15 protein-coding genes and 1 riboswitch are annotated in these 14435 nt (G+C 70.4%); of the genes, 8 read left to right on the forward strand and 7 right to left on the reverse strand.

All coding sequences use genetic code 11. The features are described 5' to 3' along the window. Positions 1-105: 105 nt before the first annotated feature. Positions 106-423, reverse strand: coding sequence for a hypothetical protein (locus tag ACGFWI_RS11235; protein ID WP_393905675.1), 318 nt, complete (start codon positions 421-423; stop codon positions 106-108). 239 nt (positions 424-662) lie between these two features. Beyond that, the gene (locus tag ACGFWI_RS11240; RefSeq protein ID WP_393905676.1) at positions 663-1562 is read right to left on the reverse strand and encodes a LysR family transcriptional regulator; all 900 of its coding nucleotides are present in this window, start codon (positions 1560-1562) and stop codon (positions 663-665) included. Positions 1563-1797: 235 nt separating this feature from the next. On the opposite strand from ACGFWI_RS11240, the gene ACGFWI_RS11245 reads away from it, so the two are divergent. The 7 genes from ACGFWI_RS11245 to ACGFWI_RS11275 all read left to right on the forward strand — a co-directional run bounded on the left by ACGFWI_RS11245 (position 1798) and on the right by ACGFWI_RS11275 (position 8699). Then, complete coding sequence (locus ACGFWI_RS11245) at positions 1798-2244, forward strand: ATP-binding protein (protein WP_393905677.1); 447 nt, start codon at positions 1798-1800, stop codon at positions 2242-2244. A 215-nt stretch (positions 2245-2459) separates the two neighbouring features. After that, on the forward strand, positions 2460-3737 hold the full coding sequence (locus ACGFWI_RS11250) for an MFS transporter (protein WP_393905678.1): 1278 nt from the start codon (positions 2460-2462) through the stop codon (positions 3735-3737). Positions 3738-3897: 160 nt separating this feature from the next. After that, positions 3898-5268, forward strand: coding sequence for a M20/M25/M40 family metallo-hydrolase (locus ACGFWI_RS11255; protein ID WP_393905679.1), 1371 nt, complete (start codon positions 3898-3900; stop codon positions 5266-5268). A gap of 47 nt (positions 5269-5315) precedes the next feature. Further along, entirely contained in the window at positions 5316-6542 is a 1227-nt protein-coding gene (locus ACGFWI_RS11260) for a CaiB/BaiF CoA transferase family protein (protein WP_393905680.1), read from the forward strand. 5 nt (positions 6543-6547) lie between these two features. After that, complete coding sequence (locus tag ACGFWI_RS11265) at positions 6548-7333, forward strand: enoyl-CoA hydratase/isomerase family protein (RefSeq protein ID WP_393905681.1); 786 nt, start codon at positions 6548-6550, stop codon at positions 7331-7333. Between the two features lie 148 nt (positions 7334-7481). Continuing rightward, positions 7482-8033 carry a DoxX family protein gene (locus ACGFWI_RS11270; protein ID WP_393905682.1) on the forward strand — a complete coding sequence of 184 codons (552 nt, stop codon included), beginning with the start codon at positions 7482-7484 and terminating at the stop codon, positions 8031-8033. 165 nt (positions 8034-8198) lie between these two features. Next, the gene (locus ACGFWI_RS11275; protein ID WP_393905683.1) at positions 8199-8699 is read left to right on the forward strand and encodes a VOC family protein; all 501 of its coding nucleotides are present in this window, start codon (positions 8199-8201) and stop codon (positions 8697-8699) included. 68 nt (positions 8700-8767) lie between these two features. Here the strand turns inward: ACGFWI_RS11275 and ACGFWI_RS11280 are convergent, their stop codons facing one another. From ACGFWI_RS11280 to ACGFWI_RS11290, 3 genes are all read right to left on the reverse strand, one after another. Continuing rightward, positions 8768-9940 (reverse strand): HoxN/HupN/NixA family nickel/cobalt transporter, encoded by a 1173-nt coding sequence (locus ACGFWI_RS11280; RefSeq protein WP_393905727.1) that lies wholly within the window; start codon positions 9938-9940, stop codon positions 8768-8770. Between the two features lie 30 nt (positions 9941-9970). Beyond that, positions 9971-10178: riboswitch (cobalamin riboswitch) on the reverse strand. Positions 10179-10328: 150 nt separating this feature from the next. Then, entirely contained in the window at positions 10329-11177 is an 849-nt protein-coding gene (locus ACGFWI_RS11285; RefSeq protein WP_393905684.1) for an alpha/beta fold hydrolase, read from the reverse strand. Continuing rightward, the gene (locus tag ACGFWI_RS11290) at positions 11174-11794 is read right to left on the reverse strand and encodes a MarR family winged helix-turn-helix transcriptional regulator (protein WP_393905685.1); all 621 of its coding nucleotides are present in this window, start codon (positions 11792-11794) and stop codon (positions 11174-11176) included. The genes ACGFWI_RS11285 and ACGFWI_RS11290 overlap by 4 nt, the downstream gene beginning before the upstream one ends. Positions 11795-11946: 152 nt before the next feature. On the opposite strand from ACGFWI_RS11290, the gene ACGFWI_RS11295 reads away from it, so the two are divergent. Further along, positions 11947-12372 carry a hypothetical protein gene (locus ACGFWI_RS11295; protein ID WP_393905686.1) on the forward strand — a complete coding sequence of 142 codons (426 nt, stop codon included), beginning with the start codon at positions 11947-11949 and terminating at the stop codon, positions 12370-12372. On the opposite strand, the gene ACGFWI_RS11300 is transcribed toward ACGFWI_RS11295, so the two are convergent. Further along, the gene (locus ACGFWI_RS11300) at positions 12329-12985 is read right to left on the reverse strand and encodes a nucleoside/nucleotide kinase family protein (protein WP_393905687.1); all 657 of its coding nucleotides are present in this window, start codon (positions 12983-12985) and stop codon (positions 12329-12331) included. The two genes, ACGFWI_RS11295 and ACGFWI_RS11300, sit on opposite strands and share 44 nt — an antisense overlap. A gap of 182 nt (positions 12986-13167) precedes the next feature. Then, positions 13168-14361, reverse strand: coding sequence for a methyltransferase (locus tag ACGFWI_RS11305; protein ID WP_393905688.1), 1194 nt, complete (start codon positions 14359-14361; stop codon positions 13168-13170). Between the last annotated feature and the right edge of the window lie 74 nt (positions 14362-14435).

Below are 14435 nucleotides of genomic sequence, written 5' to 3' on the forward strand. Positions count from 1 at the left end.
GGTGAGGGCTTTCGCCCCGGAGTTTTTTGGGGTGAGGGCTTTCTTCGTCCGATCAAGGCTCGCTGCGCCGGCTGCCCAGCCGGTGTGCGCCGGCCGCGCGTGTGATCAGGGGGCGGACGCGAGGTCGATGAGGAAGGGGCGGCCCGGCGTGTCCGGCTTCCATCCCTGCCGGAGTGCGGAGCGGATGCCGTGCGCCACTGCGGCGGGGCGGACCGCGGTGGCGGGGGCGCCCATCCAGTTGCCCGGGTGGGCGTGTGGCATGCGGAGCACGGCGACGGAGCCTGGAGTGTGGCCGAGTACCACCGCCACACTCAAGTGGGCCTGGCAGATGCCCTGGCTGTAGGTGGGCTTACGGCGGACGGACCATCGGTAGTCGACACCGTCCACCGTGATGGGCCGGGAGCCCTTCTTCGGAATGGCCATGTCCCACCTCCTGCCGCTTGCGGCCGTCACAGCTGACACTGCCAGATGGCCTCGACGTCGTGGTACCGCAATGGACCGAGGCGATCGTGGGTGCGGCCGCACCATGCGTGAAGGGAGCGGCCCGCACCGTGCGTGAAGGGAGCGGCCCGCACCGTGCGGAAATGCGCCTCCTGGCGGCTCTGGTCGAGCCTGTTGCCTGTTGCCTGTTGCCTGTTGCCTGTTGCTTGTCGTCCGGGCCCCTAGACCTCGGTTTCCGAAAGCTGGTGGATGAGGTGGTCGGCGAATGCGCTGACCACGGCGGGGAGTTGACGGCCTGCCATGGCCTGGATCTGGATGGTGCGCAGATGCATTTCCGGGTTGAGAATGCTGATGGATTTCAGGCCTTCGATGCGCAGGCGCTCGTGCACGCTGATGTGGCCGGTCAGCGAGACGGCATTCGCCTCTTTGACGAAGGTCGACAGGGCGCTGGAACTGGAGCTGACCAGGAGTGGTTCGAAGGTGATTCCCTCGATGGAGCAGCAGAGGTCGAAGAGCCGTCTGTTCGTTGTGCCTTCTTCGGTGAGGGCGACCGGGTAGGGGAGGAGGTCGTGGAGGTGGATTTCGTCTCGCTGGGCCAGTGGGTGATCGGATCTGACCAGGGCTTGGATCGGGGCGCGCTGGGCGTGTATGACGCGGACCTCGGGAATAGGGGCAAGGCTGAAGGTGACTGCCAGGTCGACCGAGCCGTCCTGGACCTTTCGGGTGGCCAACGAGGGGGAGACCACGGGCAGTTGGAAGGTGGTGCCCGGGTGTTCTTTACGGAAGGCGGCCATGGCGTGCGGGAGGAATTCCTGCGAGGCGCCCTGTGAACTGGCCACACGGACGACACTTCCCAGTCGGCCGCGGCCGCGGATATCCGCGAGCACCTGATCGGTTTCCAATGAAGCGCGGCGCGCATAGGCGGCGAGCAGGGCGCCGGCCTCGCTCGGCACCATTCCGCGGGGTCGGCGCTCAAAGAGCGGTACGCCGATTTCCTGCTCCAGTTTGCCGATCTGCCGGCTGATGGCCGAGCCGGCAACCAGTAGCCGCCTGGATGCCTCGTTGACCGAGCCGGTGCGAACCACTTCGAGAAAGTACTCAAGAGCCGGACTGTTCAACATGGCACCAGCTTAGGCAGCTATTGCATTTCAAGCAATGGATTGCTCCATAAATTGCGATTGTGCGAATGGTCGGCCCCTGTCTACCTTCTGCATATGCCCTGCGGGCTCACCCGGCCGGGCGGACCGCACAACGGAGCGGCGCCCCCACTGCGGCGCCCGCGTCAGCGGTCGCCCAGGGTCTCTTGGTCGCTCAGGTGTGCATCCTCCCCGCAGGCAGCAGAGGCAGGGGAAGGCGATGAATGCGACAACCCCCAGGGAATTCACCGGCTCGCGCGTGACGCCGCACCGGGAAGCGGAATTCCGCTGTCCGCTGCCGCATGTCCCGGAGGCTGCCGGCTTGGTGCGCCGCCGGGCGCACTCGGTCCTGACCGGCTGGAATCTGCCTCCCGACACCATTGAGGACGCGGTTTTGGTGATCTCGGAGCTGGTCACCAACGCGGTCACCCATGCCCTCCCTCCGGTCGTGCTGCAGCTGTCCAGGACGGGGGGCGAGAGGCCCTGTGCCCTGCGCATCGAGGTCACCGATGCGGGGCCCGCGGCGGACGCCCGGCGGCCGGTCGACGGCCGGCAGTCCGAGGAGCACGGCCGGGGGAGCGGCATCGTCACCGCTCTGTCCGTCCGGCGCGGCGTCCGCGTCCACCGCGGCTGGATCACGAGATGGGCGGATCTCGGGGCGGCATGAGGGGCGTTTCCCGGCGTTGCCGTATAGGCAATCAGGCGTTCTGGAAGTTGCGATTGTGTGAACGATGCGGGAGCTCTAACGTCATCGCTCAACGCGTCCACGAGTCCCCGTCCTCCGCTTCGGACTCACCCATCGGCGGTTCCACCCTGCGCGACAGTTCGTCTGATCGATCCGAGGGAGTATCACTCATGACGACCGCTAGAGAGACAGGTCAGATGATCGCCGAGAAGCCCGTCAGTAAAAGCCGCGCGAGGCGTGCCGTGGTCGCGGCCACCGCGGGAAACACGCTCGAATGGTTCGACCTGACCACCTACGGGTTCTTCGCGGGTTCGATCTCCAAGGCGTTCTTCCCGGTCAGCGACCCGACGGTTTCCCTGACGCTCGCCTTCGGCACGTTCGGGGTGTCGTATTTGGTCCGGCCCTTGGGTGCACTCGTCCTGGGTACTTTCGCGGATCGCAGCGGACGAAAGGCCGCGCTGCTCCTCACGATTCGGCTCATGATGATCGGCACTCTGCTGATCGCTGTGATGCCCACATACGCATCCATCGGCATCGCCGCACCGGTTCTGATTCTGATGGCCCGTTTGCTGCAGGGATTCTCGGCGGGTGGTGAGTTCGGCAGCGCGACCGCATTCCTGGCCGAGCAGGCACCTGACCGGCGGGGTTTCATGGCGAGTTGGCAGTTCGCCTCTCAGGGGCTGGCGACGCTGCTGGCCGCGACCTTCGGCACCGTACTGAGTCTGACGCTGTCCGTGGCGCAGCTGGATTCATGGGGCTGGCGCATTCCCTTCCTCGTCGGCCTGTTGATCGGCCCGGTGGGATATATGATCCGCCGTCAGGTTCCGGAGACTCCCGCATTCGTCGAGGCCACCGAAGCGGGTGACGTCGCGACGACCCCGGTCCGGCAAGTAATCCGGAACCAGAAGCTGCGGGTGCTCCTCATGGTCGGCGCACTGGTGATGTCCACCGCGGTGACCTACGTGATCGTCTATATGCCGACCTACGCACAGAAGGTGCTCGGTCTGCCGCCCTCCGCAGGCTTCATCGGGGCCGCGGCGGCCGGGGTGGCGCTGACGGCCGTGACACCCCTGGCCGGTCACCTCTCCGACCGGGTCGGCCGCATCAAGGTGATGCTCATTGCCGGGATCGCCATGGTGCTCAGCATCTACCCGCTGTTCCTGCTGCTGTCGGGCAGCCCGTCGTTGCCGGTCATGGGCCTGGTGCTGTTCACGCTCGGCCTGTTGAAGGCCTGCTACTTCGGTGCGCTGCCCGCGCTGATGTCCGAGGCCTTCCCGACCGCGACGCGCAGCACCGGTCTGTCGCTGAGCTACAACATCGGCGTGATGACCTTCGGCGGCTTCGCCCCCGTGATCATCACCTGGATGATCGCCGCGACCGGCAGCCACCTCTCGCCGGCCTTCTACATCATGGTGGCTGGCGTCCTGAGCATCGCCGCCCTGCTGGCGAGCCGACGCTTCCTCGGCCTGCGCTGACGCCCCCGCCGCATCCCGTAACCCGTGCCCGCCGAACCCGTCGGAGCCCGAGCCGGTGCCTGAGCCCCAGCAGCAGGCGGAGCCCGCACCCGGTGTCTGACGCATCCCCCACTGACGGACCCCACGCCCCACGGCGCCCCACGAAAGAACGAGGTCAACCATGACGGACGCGTCCACGATCCGTGCCCAACTCGCCGGCACGCCCCGTGAACTGGTGCACGAGCGCCAGGACGAACTCATCGCCGGACTGATGGACTACGTCAGCCAGCCCAGCGTGAGCGCGACCGGCGAAGGGTTCCCCGCCGCGACCGACCGTGCGCTGGAAGAGGTCAAGCGGGCCGGCCTGACACCGTCGGTGCTGGTCGGCGACGGCCGGCCGCTGGTGACCGGCCACCGCGCCGGGCCCGCCGGAGCGCCGCACGTCCTGATCTACGGCCATTATGACGTCCAGCCGACCGGGCCACGCGAGCTGTGGGATTCCGAACCCTTCGCCCCGGTCCTGCGGGACGGGCGGATCTGGGGGCGCGGCACCGGCGACAACAAGGGGCAGCACTACGCGCACCTTCAGGCGCTGCGGCTGTTCGAGGAGCAGGTCGGCGCGCTTCCGTGCTCGGTCACGGTGCTGCTCGACGGTGAGGAGGAGATCGGCAGCCCGTCGCTGGCGGGCATCCTGCGCGCGCACCCGGAGCGGTTCGACGGCGATCTGGTCGTCTGGAGCGACCGCTCGGTGCACGAGTCGGGTGAGTGGTGTGTCTCGCACGGAGTGCGCGGCATGGTCCGTCTCCGGCTCCGTGCGACCGGCCCCAGCCGTCCCCTGCATTCCGGCAACTTCGGCAATGTGGCGCCCAATCCGGCATGGCAGCTGGTCCAGGCGCTGGCCTGCCTCAAGGACCCGAGCGGCCGGGTCCTCGTCGAGGGCTTCGAGGACGGCCGTGAACCGCTGTCCGACGCCGACCGCGCCGCGTTCGACGCGCTCCCGCTCGATCTGCCGCAGGTCCTCGGTGACATCGGGCTGACCGAGATGGATCCGGCCTTCAACGGGCTGTCCTTCTATGAGCGGCTGGCCGACCGCCCCACCCTGACGATCAACGGGATCACCACGGGCGACGTGGCCCGGACCATCATCCCCGACACCGCGGAGGCGGGTGTCGACATCCGGCTGACGGCGGGCCAGGACCCCCAGGCCGTCTTCGAGCGCGTGGCCGCCCACCTGCGTACTCATGCCCCCGAGGTGACGGTCACCAAGAGCGGTGGCGTGCCGGCCTCCCGGACCTCGATCGACAATCCGTACACGCCCAGGGTGGCGCGTGCCATCTCCCGGGTCACCGGGCGTGACCCGCTGCTGATCCCCGCGTACGGCGGCACCCTTCCGGACTGGATCTTCACCGGGGTCCTCGGTGTGCCCAGCATCGGCCTGCCGCTGGCCAACGCCGACCAGGCTAATCATGCGCCCAACGAGAACCTGCGCGTCGACTACTTCCTCGACGCCACCGCGATCTGCATGGAGCTGCTGCTCGAACTGGGCTCCTGACCCTCCGGTCCCTCGGCGAACCACACGAACAAAGGCGTGACACCGCAATGCGCACCACACCACAATCCCCGCCCTGGCTGGTCCACGACGGCGTTCTGACCGGTCTGAAGATCCTCGATCTGTCCCGCATCCTGTCCGGGCCGTTCTGCAGCATGGTGCTGGCCGACCTGGGCGCCGACGTGATCAAGGTCGAGGACACCGCCTCCGGCGATGACACCCGCGCCTGGGGTCCCCCCTTCCAGGGCGAGGACGCGGCGTACTTCCACAGCGTCAACCGCAACAAGCGCGGCATCGCGGTCGACCTCAAGGACCCGGACTGTCTGCGTCTGATACAGGACCTGGCGGCCTCCGCCGATGTGATCGTGGAGAACTTCCGGCCCGGCACCGCTGCCCGCCTCGGCCTGGGCTATCAGGACGTCCGCGACCGTAATCCCGGTGTGGTGTACGCCTCGATCAGCGGTTACGGGCAGACCGGGCCGTACCGGAGCGAGCCGGGGTACGACGCGATAGCGCAGGCGATCAGCGGCGTCATGAGCGTGACCGGAGAGCCCGCAGGTCCACCCGTGCGGTTCGGGGTGTCCCCGGCCGATCTCGCTGCCGGAATGTGGGCCGCCATCGGCGTCCTTGCCGCCCTGCGCAACCGCGAGCACACCGGCTGCGGTGAGTGGGTCGATGTCTCGCTGCTGGACGGCCAGGTGGCCTGGCTGAGCTATGTCGCCAGTGGGTACTTCGCCTCCGGCGACGTTCCGCAGCGCTATGGCTCGGCCCACCCGACGATCGTGCCGTACCAGGCGTTCCCGACCGCCGATGGTCACCTCATGGTCGCGGCCGGGAACGACGGCCTGTGGCGCCGCTTCGCCACCGCGATCGGACTCGCCGAGCTGGCCGACGATCCACGGTTCGTGACCAACCCCGACCGGGTCCGTCATCGCGGGGAACTGCTCCCGCTCATCGAACGCGCGCTGCGGGCACGCGGCGCGCAGGAATGGGCCGTGCTCCTCACCGAGGCGGAGGTACCGGTCGGCCCGATCAACACCGTCGACCAGGCCCTGCGGCATCCCCAGGTCATCGCGCGCGGCATGGTCGCCGAACTCGAACACGCCGACGCCGGCACCCTGCGCACCCTCGCCTCTCCCGTCAAGCTGTCCGGCAACCCGGCGACCGTACGCACCCCGCCGCCCCGGCACGGGGAGCACACCGCGCAGATCCTGGCCGCCCTCGGCGTCGGTCCGCGGGAGTTGGCCGTTCTCCGCGCGCGAAAGGCCGCGAAGTGAACCCCGTGCCCGCATACGAACCCACCATCGGGACGTCCCGGTCCGGCGCGGTCGCCGAGATCCGTATCGGAGACGGCAGCCGGCGCAACGCCCTTCCCGGCCGGGCCTGGGCGCAGTTGGCCCGCCAGGTCAGGGAGCTCGGGGCGGGCCGGTCGCTGCGGGTGCTGGTGATCCGCGGGCATGGCGACACGTTCTGCGCGGGTTCGAACATGACCGACTGGGTGGATGCGGACGACGGATACGTCGAGGAGTCCTTCGCCCAGATGGAAGCGGCGTTCACCACGATCGAGGACTGTCCCGTTCCGGTGATCGCCGAGATCCGCGGTGTCGCCGCCGGTGCGGGATGCCAACTCGCCCTCGCCTGCGATCTGCGGCTCATGGCGGACAGCGCCCGGATCGGGATGCCGATCGCCCGGCTCGGCATCCTCGCCAGCCCTGCGTTCGCCGCCCGCATGGTCGCGCTGGCCGGGCCCGCCGCGACGCGGGAGTTGCTCTACACCGGCCGACTGGTCGACGCCCGCACCGCGGTGTCCCTCGGGCTCGCGGACGAGGGCGTGCCCGCGGACCAACTCGCCGCCCGCACCCGCGACCTCGCCGCCCGTATCGCCGAGCAGCCACCCGCGGCGATCCGGGCCGCCAAGCAGGCGGTGACCGCCGCGCTGGCACCACAGCGGAAGGCCGCCGCCGTCAATCCGCGGCCGGCGGTGGCGCGGTCCGACTTCGACCGGGCGATCGGCGCGTTCCTCGGGCGGCGATCGGACGCCGCACCGGTCCCGCCCGCCGCCTCCTGACCGCTGCCGGTCCGGGCGTCGGTCCGTGTGCCGGGGCATGTTGTCCGGCGTGGGGGTGCTGTGTATCGTCGGGACAGTGACTTGAAGTTTCAAGTAGTTCTGGGCGGTGCCCTCGCGGGCCGTCCCCGACATGCGAAAGAGCGCTCTCATGACGTCCCCCCTCAGCACTCTCGAGTCCGCCCGCATCGGCGCCTCGATGCGCCCCGCCCCCTCCTCGCACGGCTACGACACCGGGCTGCTCCTGCTGCGGATCGCGCTCGGACTGACCATGGCGGTCCACGGTGCCCAGAAGCTGCTCGGCTGGTTCGGCGGCCCGGGGCTGGACGGGACCGGGCAGTTCTTCACGATGAGCGGCTATCCGTCGGGCAGGACGATGGCCGTCGTCGCCGGTCTGAGCGAGACGCTCGGCGGGCTCGGGCTGGTGGTCGGGCTGCTCACGCCGCTCGCCGGTGCGGCGGTCGTCGGCACGATGATCAATGCCCTTGCCGTGAAGTGGGGCGGCGGCTTCTTCGCGCCCAAGGGCGTGGAGTACGAGCTGCTGCTGACCGCGGGTGCCGCGGCCCTGGCGCTGACCGGGCCCGGCCGCTACGCCATCGACCGCCTCCTGCCGGGCCTGCGCGCACACCGGCCGGTCCACGGCGTGGCCGCGCTGGTGCTGGGTGTGGTGCTGGCGGGCGCGGTTCTGCTGGTCCGGAAGTGACCCGGAAGTGAGCCGCTCCCCGCACTTCGGGCACCCGGGCCGAAAACGGCCGGATCCCGGCCGGAGGAATTCGGGCAGCGGCGGGGCGGGCGGGGTAGATCAGGAGTGGGGGAGGGCACGGCGGCCCCCGGCGGTGTCGTGGCAGGAGATCGGAGAGCAGGCTGCATGTCCGTACGACGTCTGAACCACGCGGTGCTCTACGTCCGTGATGTGGCGCGGTCGGTCGCTTTCTACACCGAGGCCCTCGGGCTCGCGGTGGGGATCGAGGTCCCGGGACGGGCCGCGTTCCTCGGCGCTCCCGGCTCACTCAACGATCATGATCTGGCGCTGTTCGCGGTGGGGCCGGATGCGCCGGGGCCCGAGGCCGGGCGGGTCGGGCTCTACCACCTGGCCTGGGAAATCGGCACGCTCGGTGAGCTGGTCGCGGCCCATGCGCAGCTCGTCGAGCGGGGCGCGCTGGTGGGGTCGAGTGATCACCTCGTCGCCAAGTCGCTGTACGCCAAGGACCCGGACGGCAATGAGTTCGAGGTGATGTGGCGGGTCCCGCGGGAGGACTGGCCCGGTTCGGACCAGCCGGAGCGGCTGCTGCCACTCGATCTGGCGGCGGCGCTGGAGCGCTGGGGGCCGGATCTGGTGACGGGTTCGGCGGCCGGTTCGGCCACCTGAAAGGGCGGCTGTGGCCCGACGCCGATACGGGCGCCGGGGACGTACGGGGCGCGTGCGGCTGACGCGCCTCAGGAGCCCGGCGCGGCCTGCTCCGCCGACCCCGTCTGTTCCGCCGCCTCCGTCCGCTGCGCCGACTTCGTTCGCTCCGCCCGCTCCGCCCAGCGCTTTTCGACGCCGGCCAGTCGCCAGTACGCCAGCGCCGCGGCCCACACCACCATGAACAGGCCGACGATGAGGAAGCCCGCATTGCCGAGGTCCAGGCCGGAAATCCAGCCGGTCAGCGGGTCGTTGAGGGCGAGCTTCTCGTGCAGCACGGTCACCAGCTCGATCGTGCCGATGAAGAAGGCGACGGCGATCGACAGGCCGGTGATGGTGAGGTTGTAGTAGACCTTGCGCACCGGGTTGGAGAACGCCCACTGGTAGGCGAAGTTCATGAAGGTGCCGTCGAGGGTGTCGAACAGGCTCATCCCGGCGGCGAAGAGCAGCGGCAGGCACAGCACGGCGTACCAGGGCAGGCCGGCCGCGGCGCCACTGCCGGCCATCACCATCAGGGTCACTTCGGTCGCGGTGTCGAAGCCGAGCCCGAAGAGGAAGCCGAGCGGGAACATCTGGCCGGGACGGGAGATCGAGCGGGTGAACCGTCCCAGGAAGCGGTTCATGAAGCCGCGCGCATTGAGGCGCTGTTCCAGCTCGGCCTCGTCGTAGTGGCCGTTGCGCATACCGCGGAAGACCCGCCAGATCCCCGTCAGGGCGATCAGGTTGAGGGCGGCGATGAGGTAGAGAAAGGTGCCCGAGATCGTGGTGCCGACCGTGCCCAGGATCTGGTGCGTACGGGACTCGTCGTTGAGCAGGGTGCCCGCGAGCTGGGCGCCGCCCGCCACCAGGGCCGCCATTGCGACGACCATGCTGGAGTGGCCGAGGGCGAACCAGAAGCCGACCGAGACGGGCCGCTTGCCGTCGGCCATCAGCTTGCGGGTGGTGTTGTCGATCGCGGCGATGTGGTCGGCGTCGAAGGCGTGCCGCATACCGAGGGTGTATGCGGTGATGCCGAGACCCACCCCGAAGACCTGGCTGCCCACCGCGTAGTGATGGGGCACCACGAGCAGGAAGAGCACGCCGAAGGCGATGAGATGCAGACCGGCTATGACGGCCATCAGGCCCGCGGTGCGGACGGTGTCCTGCCGGCGCCAGCGGAAGGCGGTGGAGGCAGGGGTGGGTCGGGTATCGGTGGACAGGACCATCCGGCGGTTACGCTCCAGCACCTCGTGGATCAGTTCGTGAGATGCCGTGGCCGGTCTCCTGGCTTACGGGTGCACGCGCCCGCCCCCGCCTTCCCGGCCGCGGCCAGTGGCGCCGCAGGCGCGCCGTGCGCCTGCGGAAGGGGCGGAAACTCCCCGATCACAGTGGCGAGGGCCGCTCCGGTCTGGGACCACAAGGTCCGTCACCGGCTTCCCGAACACCACGGCCCGGTCACTCTAACTGCCACCAGGGAGGGGTGAGGTGCACGGGGCTTGCCCGTGGCCCGGGAGGGAGCACTCCCCGGGCGCGGCCGGCCGTTCCACGGGGCGGTCGTTGCCACCGCGGCCGCCCTCGGAGCCGGTGGTCCCAGGGGCCGTGGTCCGCGGTGGGTCAGTGGTCCAGGGAGGAGAGGAAGGTGTGGAGTTCGCGGTCGAAGAGCGCGGTGTTCTCCAGATTGACCATATGGGCCGCCCCCGGTATCCGGACTCTTCGGGCGCCGGGAACGGTCAGCGCTATCGCATGGGCATTGGCGGAGATGTCACTGCTGTCGAGGTCGCCGTCGAACACGACCGTCGGCACCCGGATCTCGCCCAGGCGGCCCGCGGCGCCGACCTCAAGGGGCATACCGGCACCCGCACCCTCGGCATGCACCTCCACATTGGCCTCGGCCGAGGCGCGCATCCGCTCGCGGAATCCCGGGTGCACCGCGGACGGTTCGCGATGCGGTCCGTCCACCCACATCCGCAGGAAGTGCTCGACATACCGTTCCGCGCCGTCCGGTGTGCCGATCGCCGCCACCTGCGCCTTGATGTGCTCCAGGAGGAAGGGGTCGGTGAAGGCGCGGCCGCTGATGCCGGGGGAGGCCAGCGCGAGGGCCGTCACCCGCTCCGGGCGGGCTATGGCGGCGTCGAGCGCGACCCGCGCACCATGGGAGAGGCCGACGAGGACGGCGCCGGGAACATCGAGCGCGTCCAGCAGGGCACAGAGGTCGTCGTGGTTGGCGTAGTCCCCGGCCACGGTGGAGGACAGGCCGTGGCCGCGGAAGTCGTAACGGATCGCGCGCAGGCCGGAGTTCACCAGCCAGGCGAACTGCTCGTCCCACATGTGCTGGTCGAGCATGCCGCCGTGGAGCAGCACCACCGCGGGGCCCGAGCCGGCCGTCTCGTAGAACAGCTCACCGTCGTCGATCGGCACGAGCCCGTTGTCGATCTCGGACCAGGCGGTGATTCGTCGGGTCATCTTGCGGGCCGTCCTTTGTGTACCGGATGCGATGAACTGGGCGTGATGCCATTGTCGTCGCTATTGCCGCCGCTGCCGCAACTGCCGTGACTGCCGGTTTCCTCCGGTGTCATGTGTGAGTCGTTCGCCAGGTGGCGGAACTCCTCGCCGAGCCGGTCCAGTACACGCAGCGCGGTACGGACGTCCTCGGCGGACAGATCGGCCAGCCGCTGCCTCAGCTCCGCCGCCTCGCACTCCTGGACGCCGCGTATCGCTTCCGCGCCTTCGGCGGTGAGCCGGATCAGGGACGAGCGGCGGTGTGCGGGATTCGGGGCGGTCACGACCAGGCCCAGCTCCACGGCGTGGTTCACCCAGCGCTGCACCGGCTGCCGGTCGAGCCCCATCCCGCGCGCCAACTGCGGGACGGTGCGCGGGCCTTCGGTGCGCAGTGCGTCCAGCAGTGCGTGTTCGCCGGCGGTCATGCCCGTGCCCGCCAGCTCGCGCTCCACCGCGCGGACGACCGTGCGATGCAGCGGCCACAGGCGTCGGATGACGCCGTACAGCAGGTCGTCGGTGGTCGTCGGTTCGCCGTCACCGGCGACTTCGGTCTCTCCGGCACAGCCCTCAATGACACTCATGATGTCATGATGACATCGATGATGTCGTTTGGGGAGAGGGCTGCCGCGGAAAGGAGTTGAGGAGGCGGCCGGCGCGACGGGGCTCGTGCGGCCGGTGGAGTGGGATGAGAAAAGTGGGACGAGAAAAGTGGGACGAGAAAGGTGGACGGCGGATGAAGGTTGGTCTGTTGCGTGCGGTCGGGGCGGCCACGGCCGTGTACGGGGTGGCGGTGGCGGCGCTGCCCGATCTGCTGGCGCGGCCCTCGGGGCTGGTGGACGGCGAAGGGCGGACCGCGTCGGCGACCCGGACCGCACTGCGTCCGCTGGCCTGGCGGGATGCGGTGAGCGGACTGGCGATGACGCTGGCTCCGGAAGGCCCGGCGCTGCGTGCCGCCGCGTATGTGCGGATTGCGGCGGACTTAGGGGACGCCGTGCTGCTCGGTGCGACGCTGCCGGGCCGCGACCGGAAGCTGAAGGCGGTGGCGGTGTCCGTCGGGTGGGGCGCGCTGTCGGTGGCCGGACTGTTCGCCGGCCGGCGGGGGCGGGGGAGCGGGGTTATGCGCTCGGTGGAGGCGGGGCCTCTTCGGGTGCGAAGCTGATGACGAGGTCGGCGCGGTCACGAGTGGCCGCCACGACACGGGCGTTGGCCTCGTCCGAGGTGTGCACGAACCGCTCGGCGTCGGCGCGCGGACGCCCGAACCGCTCATGCCGGTCGACCAGCCGGCGGATCCGTTCCGGGGTGTCCAGCTCCACGTACCAGACCTCGTCGAGCAGCGCCCGGACCCGCGGCCACGGGGCGGAGTCGAGGAGGAGGTAGTTGCCCTCGGTGACGATGAGGGGAATGTGGGGCGCCACGGGGATGCTGCCGGCCACCGGCTCCTCGATACGGCGGTCGAAGGCCGGGGCGTAGACGGCGGTGTCCGGCTCCGGGGAGCGCAGGCGCGCCAGCAGTGCCGCGTATCCGGCCGGGTCGAAGGTGTCCGGCGCGCCCTTGCGGTCCGTACGGCCCAGACGGTGCAACTCCGCCTCGGCGAGATGGAAGCCGTCCATCGGGACGAGCGCCGCCTGTCCGGCCAGCTCCGCCACGAGGTGGGCGGCGAGGGTGGACTTGCCGGCGCCGGGCGGGCCGGTGATGCCGAGCAGCCGCCGTCGGCCGGGTGCCGCGGAGGCGGCGAGCCGACGGGCGCGGGAGAGGAGATGCCGGGGATCCATGGTGCGTCCATCGTGCCTGACGGGCGGGGCGCCTGCGGGATGCCCGCGGTCGGCGGCCGGGTACGGGGCGCAGGAGGCGGGCCGGGGCGGGGCGGGCCGGTCGGCTCGGCCGTGGTGCTGGTGGTACGGCCCCGAGGGCCACCGCGCCTCGGGGCCGGTCGGGGCGGAGCGGCGGGAAGGTCCTAGCGGGGGCCGGACGTACCCCGGTCCGCGGTGCCCAGGCGCCACAGGGAGGTGACCTCGGCCGCGCGGGCCACATGGAGCGGGTCGGAGGTGTCGCGGGCACGTGGGTGGCGCGGGGTGATGTCGAGTCGGCCCAGGATCGTGAGGCCGGCCTTGGCGAAGGCGTCGAGGAGCTCGGCATGCGCGCGCAGGCCGAGGTGTTCCGCCAGGTCGGAGAGGATCAGCCAGCCCTCGCCGTCCGGTGTCAGATGGTCCGCGAGGCCGCTCAGGAAGCCGTACAGCATCCGGTTGCCCGGGTCGTAGACCGCGTACTCCACGGGCGAGGTCGGCTTTGCGGGCACCCACGGCGGGTTGCAGACGATCAGTGGCGCGCGGCCGGCCGGGAACAGATCGGCCTCGATCACTTCCACCTGTTCGCCGACGCCCAGTCGTTCGGTGTTCTCACGGGCACAGGCCAGCGCACGAGGGTCCTGGTCGGTGGCCACGACCCTGCGGACGCCGCGCCGGGCGAGCACCGAGGCCAGTACGCCGGTGCCGGTGCCGATGTCGAACGCCAGGTCCTCGTCCGGCAGCGGAGCCTCGGCCACCAGGTCGACGTACTCGCCGCGGGCCGGCGAGAAGACGCCGTAGTGCGGATGGATGCGGTCGCCGCCGAGCGCCGGGATCTCGACGCCCTTCTTGCGCCATTCGTTGGCGCCGATGAGCGCGAGGAGTTCGCGCAGCGAGACGAGCGAGGCGGTCGGGCCGGATCCCTCGGCGCCTGCGGCTTCCCCGTCGGCGGGCCGGCCGGGGCCGTACGCCCGGGCGCAGGCCTCACGGACATCGGGGGCGCGGTGCAGCGGGACGGCCAGGGTCGCATCGAGCGGGACCAGCAGCATGCCCAGGATGCGGGCGCGGTGATTCTGCGCGGCGCGGTGCACATGGAACGCCTGGGTGACATCGGCGGGCGGTGCCTTGCGGGGGCGGCGGTCGATGCGGCGGGCCAGCGCCGTCAGCAGCTGGCGGGCGTTGTGGAAGTCGCCGCGCCACAGCAGCGCGGTGCCCTCGCAGGCGAATTTGTAGGCGTCGTCGGCCTTCGTCCGGTCGTCCGCGATGACGATGCGGCGCGGTGGCGGGGCACCGTTCTCGGAGTGCCAACGGGCGGAACGGGGCTCGTCGGCCTCGGTCCATTCGACGACCGGCGGTTGGTTCACCGAAATGTGCCTCGCGTGTGTGGTTCGGGCCCGTCCCATGGGCGCCGCTGTGGTGCGGCATCGGTCCGGCGCCG

Origin of the sequence: Streptomyces sp. NPDC048434 (assembly GCF_043200375.1) — a bacterium.
Taxonomy (GTDB): domain Bacteria; phylum Actinomycetota; class Actinomycetes; order Streptomycetales; family Streptomycetaceae; genus Streptomyces.

Bases quoted from the DNA above. Each gene is read 5' to 3' on its own strand.
- ACGFWI_RS11235 (WP_393905675.1), bottom strand. From the start codon at position 423: ATGGCCATTCCGAAGAAGGGCTCCCGGCCCATCACGGTGGACGGTGTC.
- ACGFWI_RS11240 (WP_393905676.1), bottom strand. From the start codon at position 1,562: ATGTTGAACAGTCCGGCTCTTGAGTACTTTCTCGAAGTGGTTCGCACC.
- ACGFWI_RS11245 (WP_393905677.1), top strand. From the start codon at position 1,798: ATGAATGCGACAACCCCCAGGGAATTCACCGGCTCGCGCGTGACGCCG.
- ACGFWI_RS11250 (WP_393905678.1), top strand. From the start codon at position 2,460: ATGATCGCCGAGAAGCCCGTCAGTAAAAGCCGCGCGAGGCGTGCCGTG.
- ACGFWI_RS11255 (WP_393905679.1), top strand. From the start codon at position 3,898: ATGACGGACGCGTCCACGATCCGTGCCCAACTCGCCGGCACGCCCCGT.
- ACGFWI_RS11260 (WP_393905680.1), top strand. From the start codon at position 5,316: ATGCGCACCACACCACAATCCCCGCCCTGGCTGGTCCACGACGGCGTT.
- ACGFWI_RS11270 (WP_393905682.1), top strand. From the start codon at position 7,482: ATGACGTCCCCCCTCAGCACTCTCGAGTCCGCCCGCATCGGCGCCTCG.
- ACGFWI_RS11275 (WP_393905683.1), top strand. From the start codon at position 8,199: ATGTCCGTACGACGTCTGAACCACGCGGTGCTCTACGTCCGTGATGTG.
- ACGFWI_RS11280 (WP_393905727.1), bottom strand. From the start codon at position 9,940: ATGGTCCTGTCCACCGATACCCGACCCACCCCTGCCTCCACCGCCTTC.
- ACGFWI_RS11285 (WP_393905684.1), bottom strand. From the start codon at position 11,177: ATGACCCGACGAATCACCGCCTGGTCCGAGATCGACAACGGGCTCGTG.
- ACGFWI_RS11290 (WP_393905685.1), bottom strand. From the start codon at position 11,794: ATGAGTGTCATTGAGGGCTGTGCCGGAGAGACCGAAGTCGCCGGTGAC.
- ACGFWI_RS11295 (WP_393905686.1), top strand. From the start codon at position 11,947: ATGAAGGTTGGTCTGTTGCGTGCGGTCGGGGCGGCCACGGCCGTGTAC.
- ACGFWI_RS11300 (WP_393905687.1), bottom strand. From the start codon at position 12,985: ATGGATCCCCGGCATCTCCTCTCCCGCGCCCGTCGGCTCGCCGCCTCC.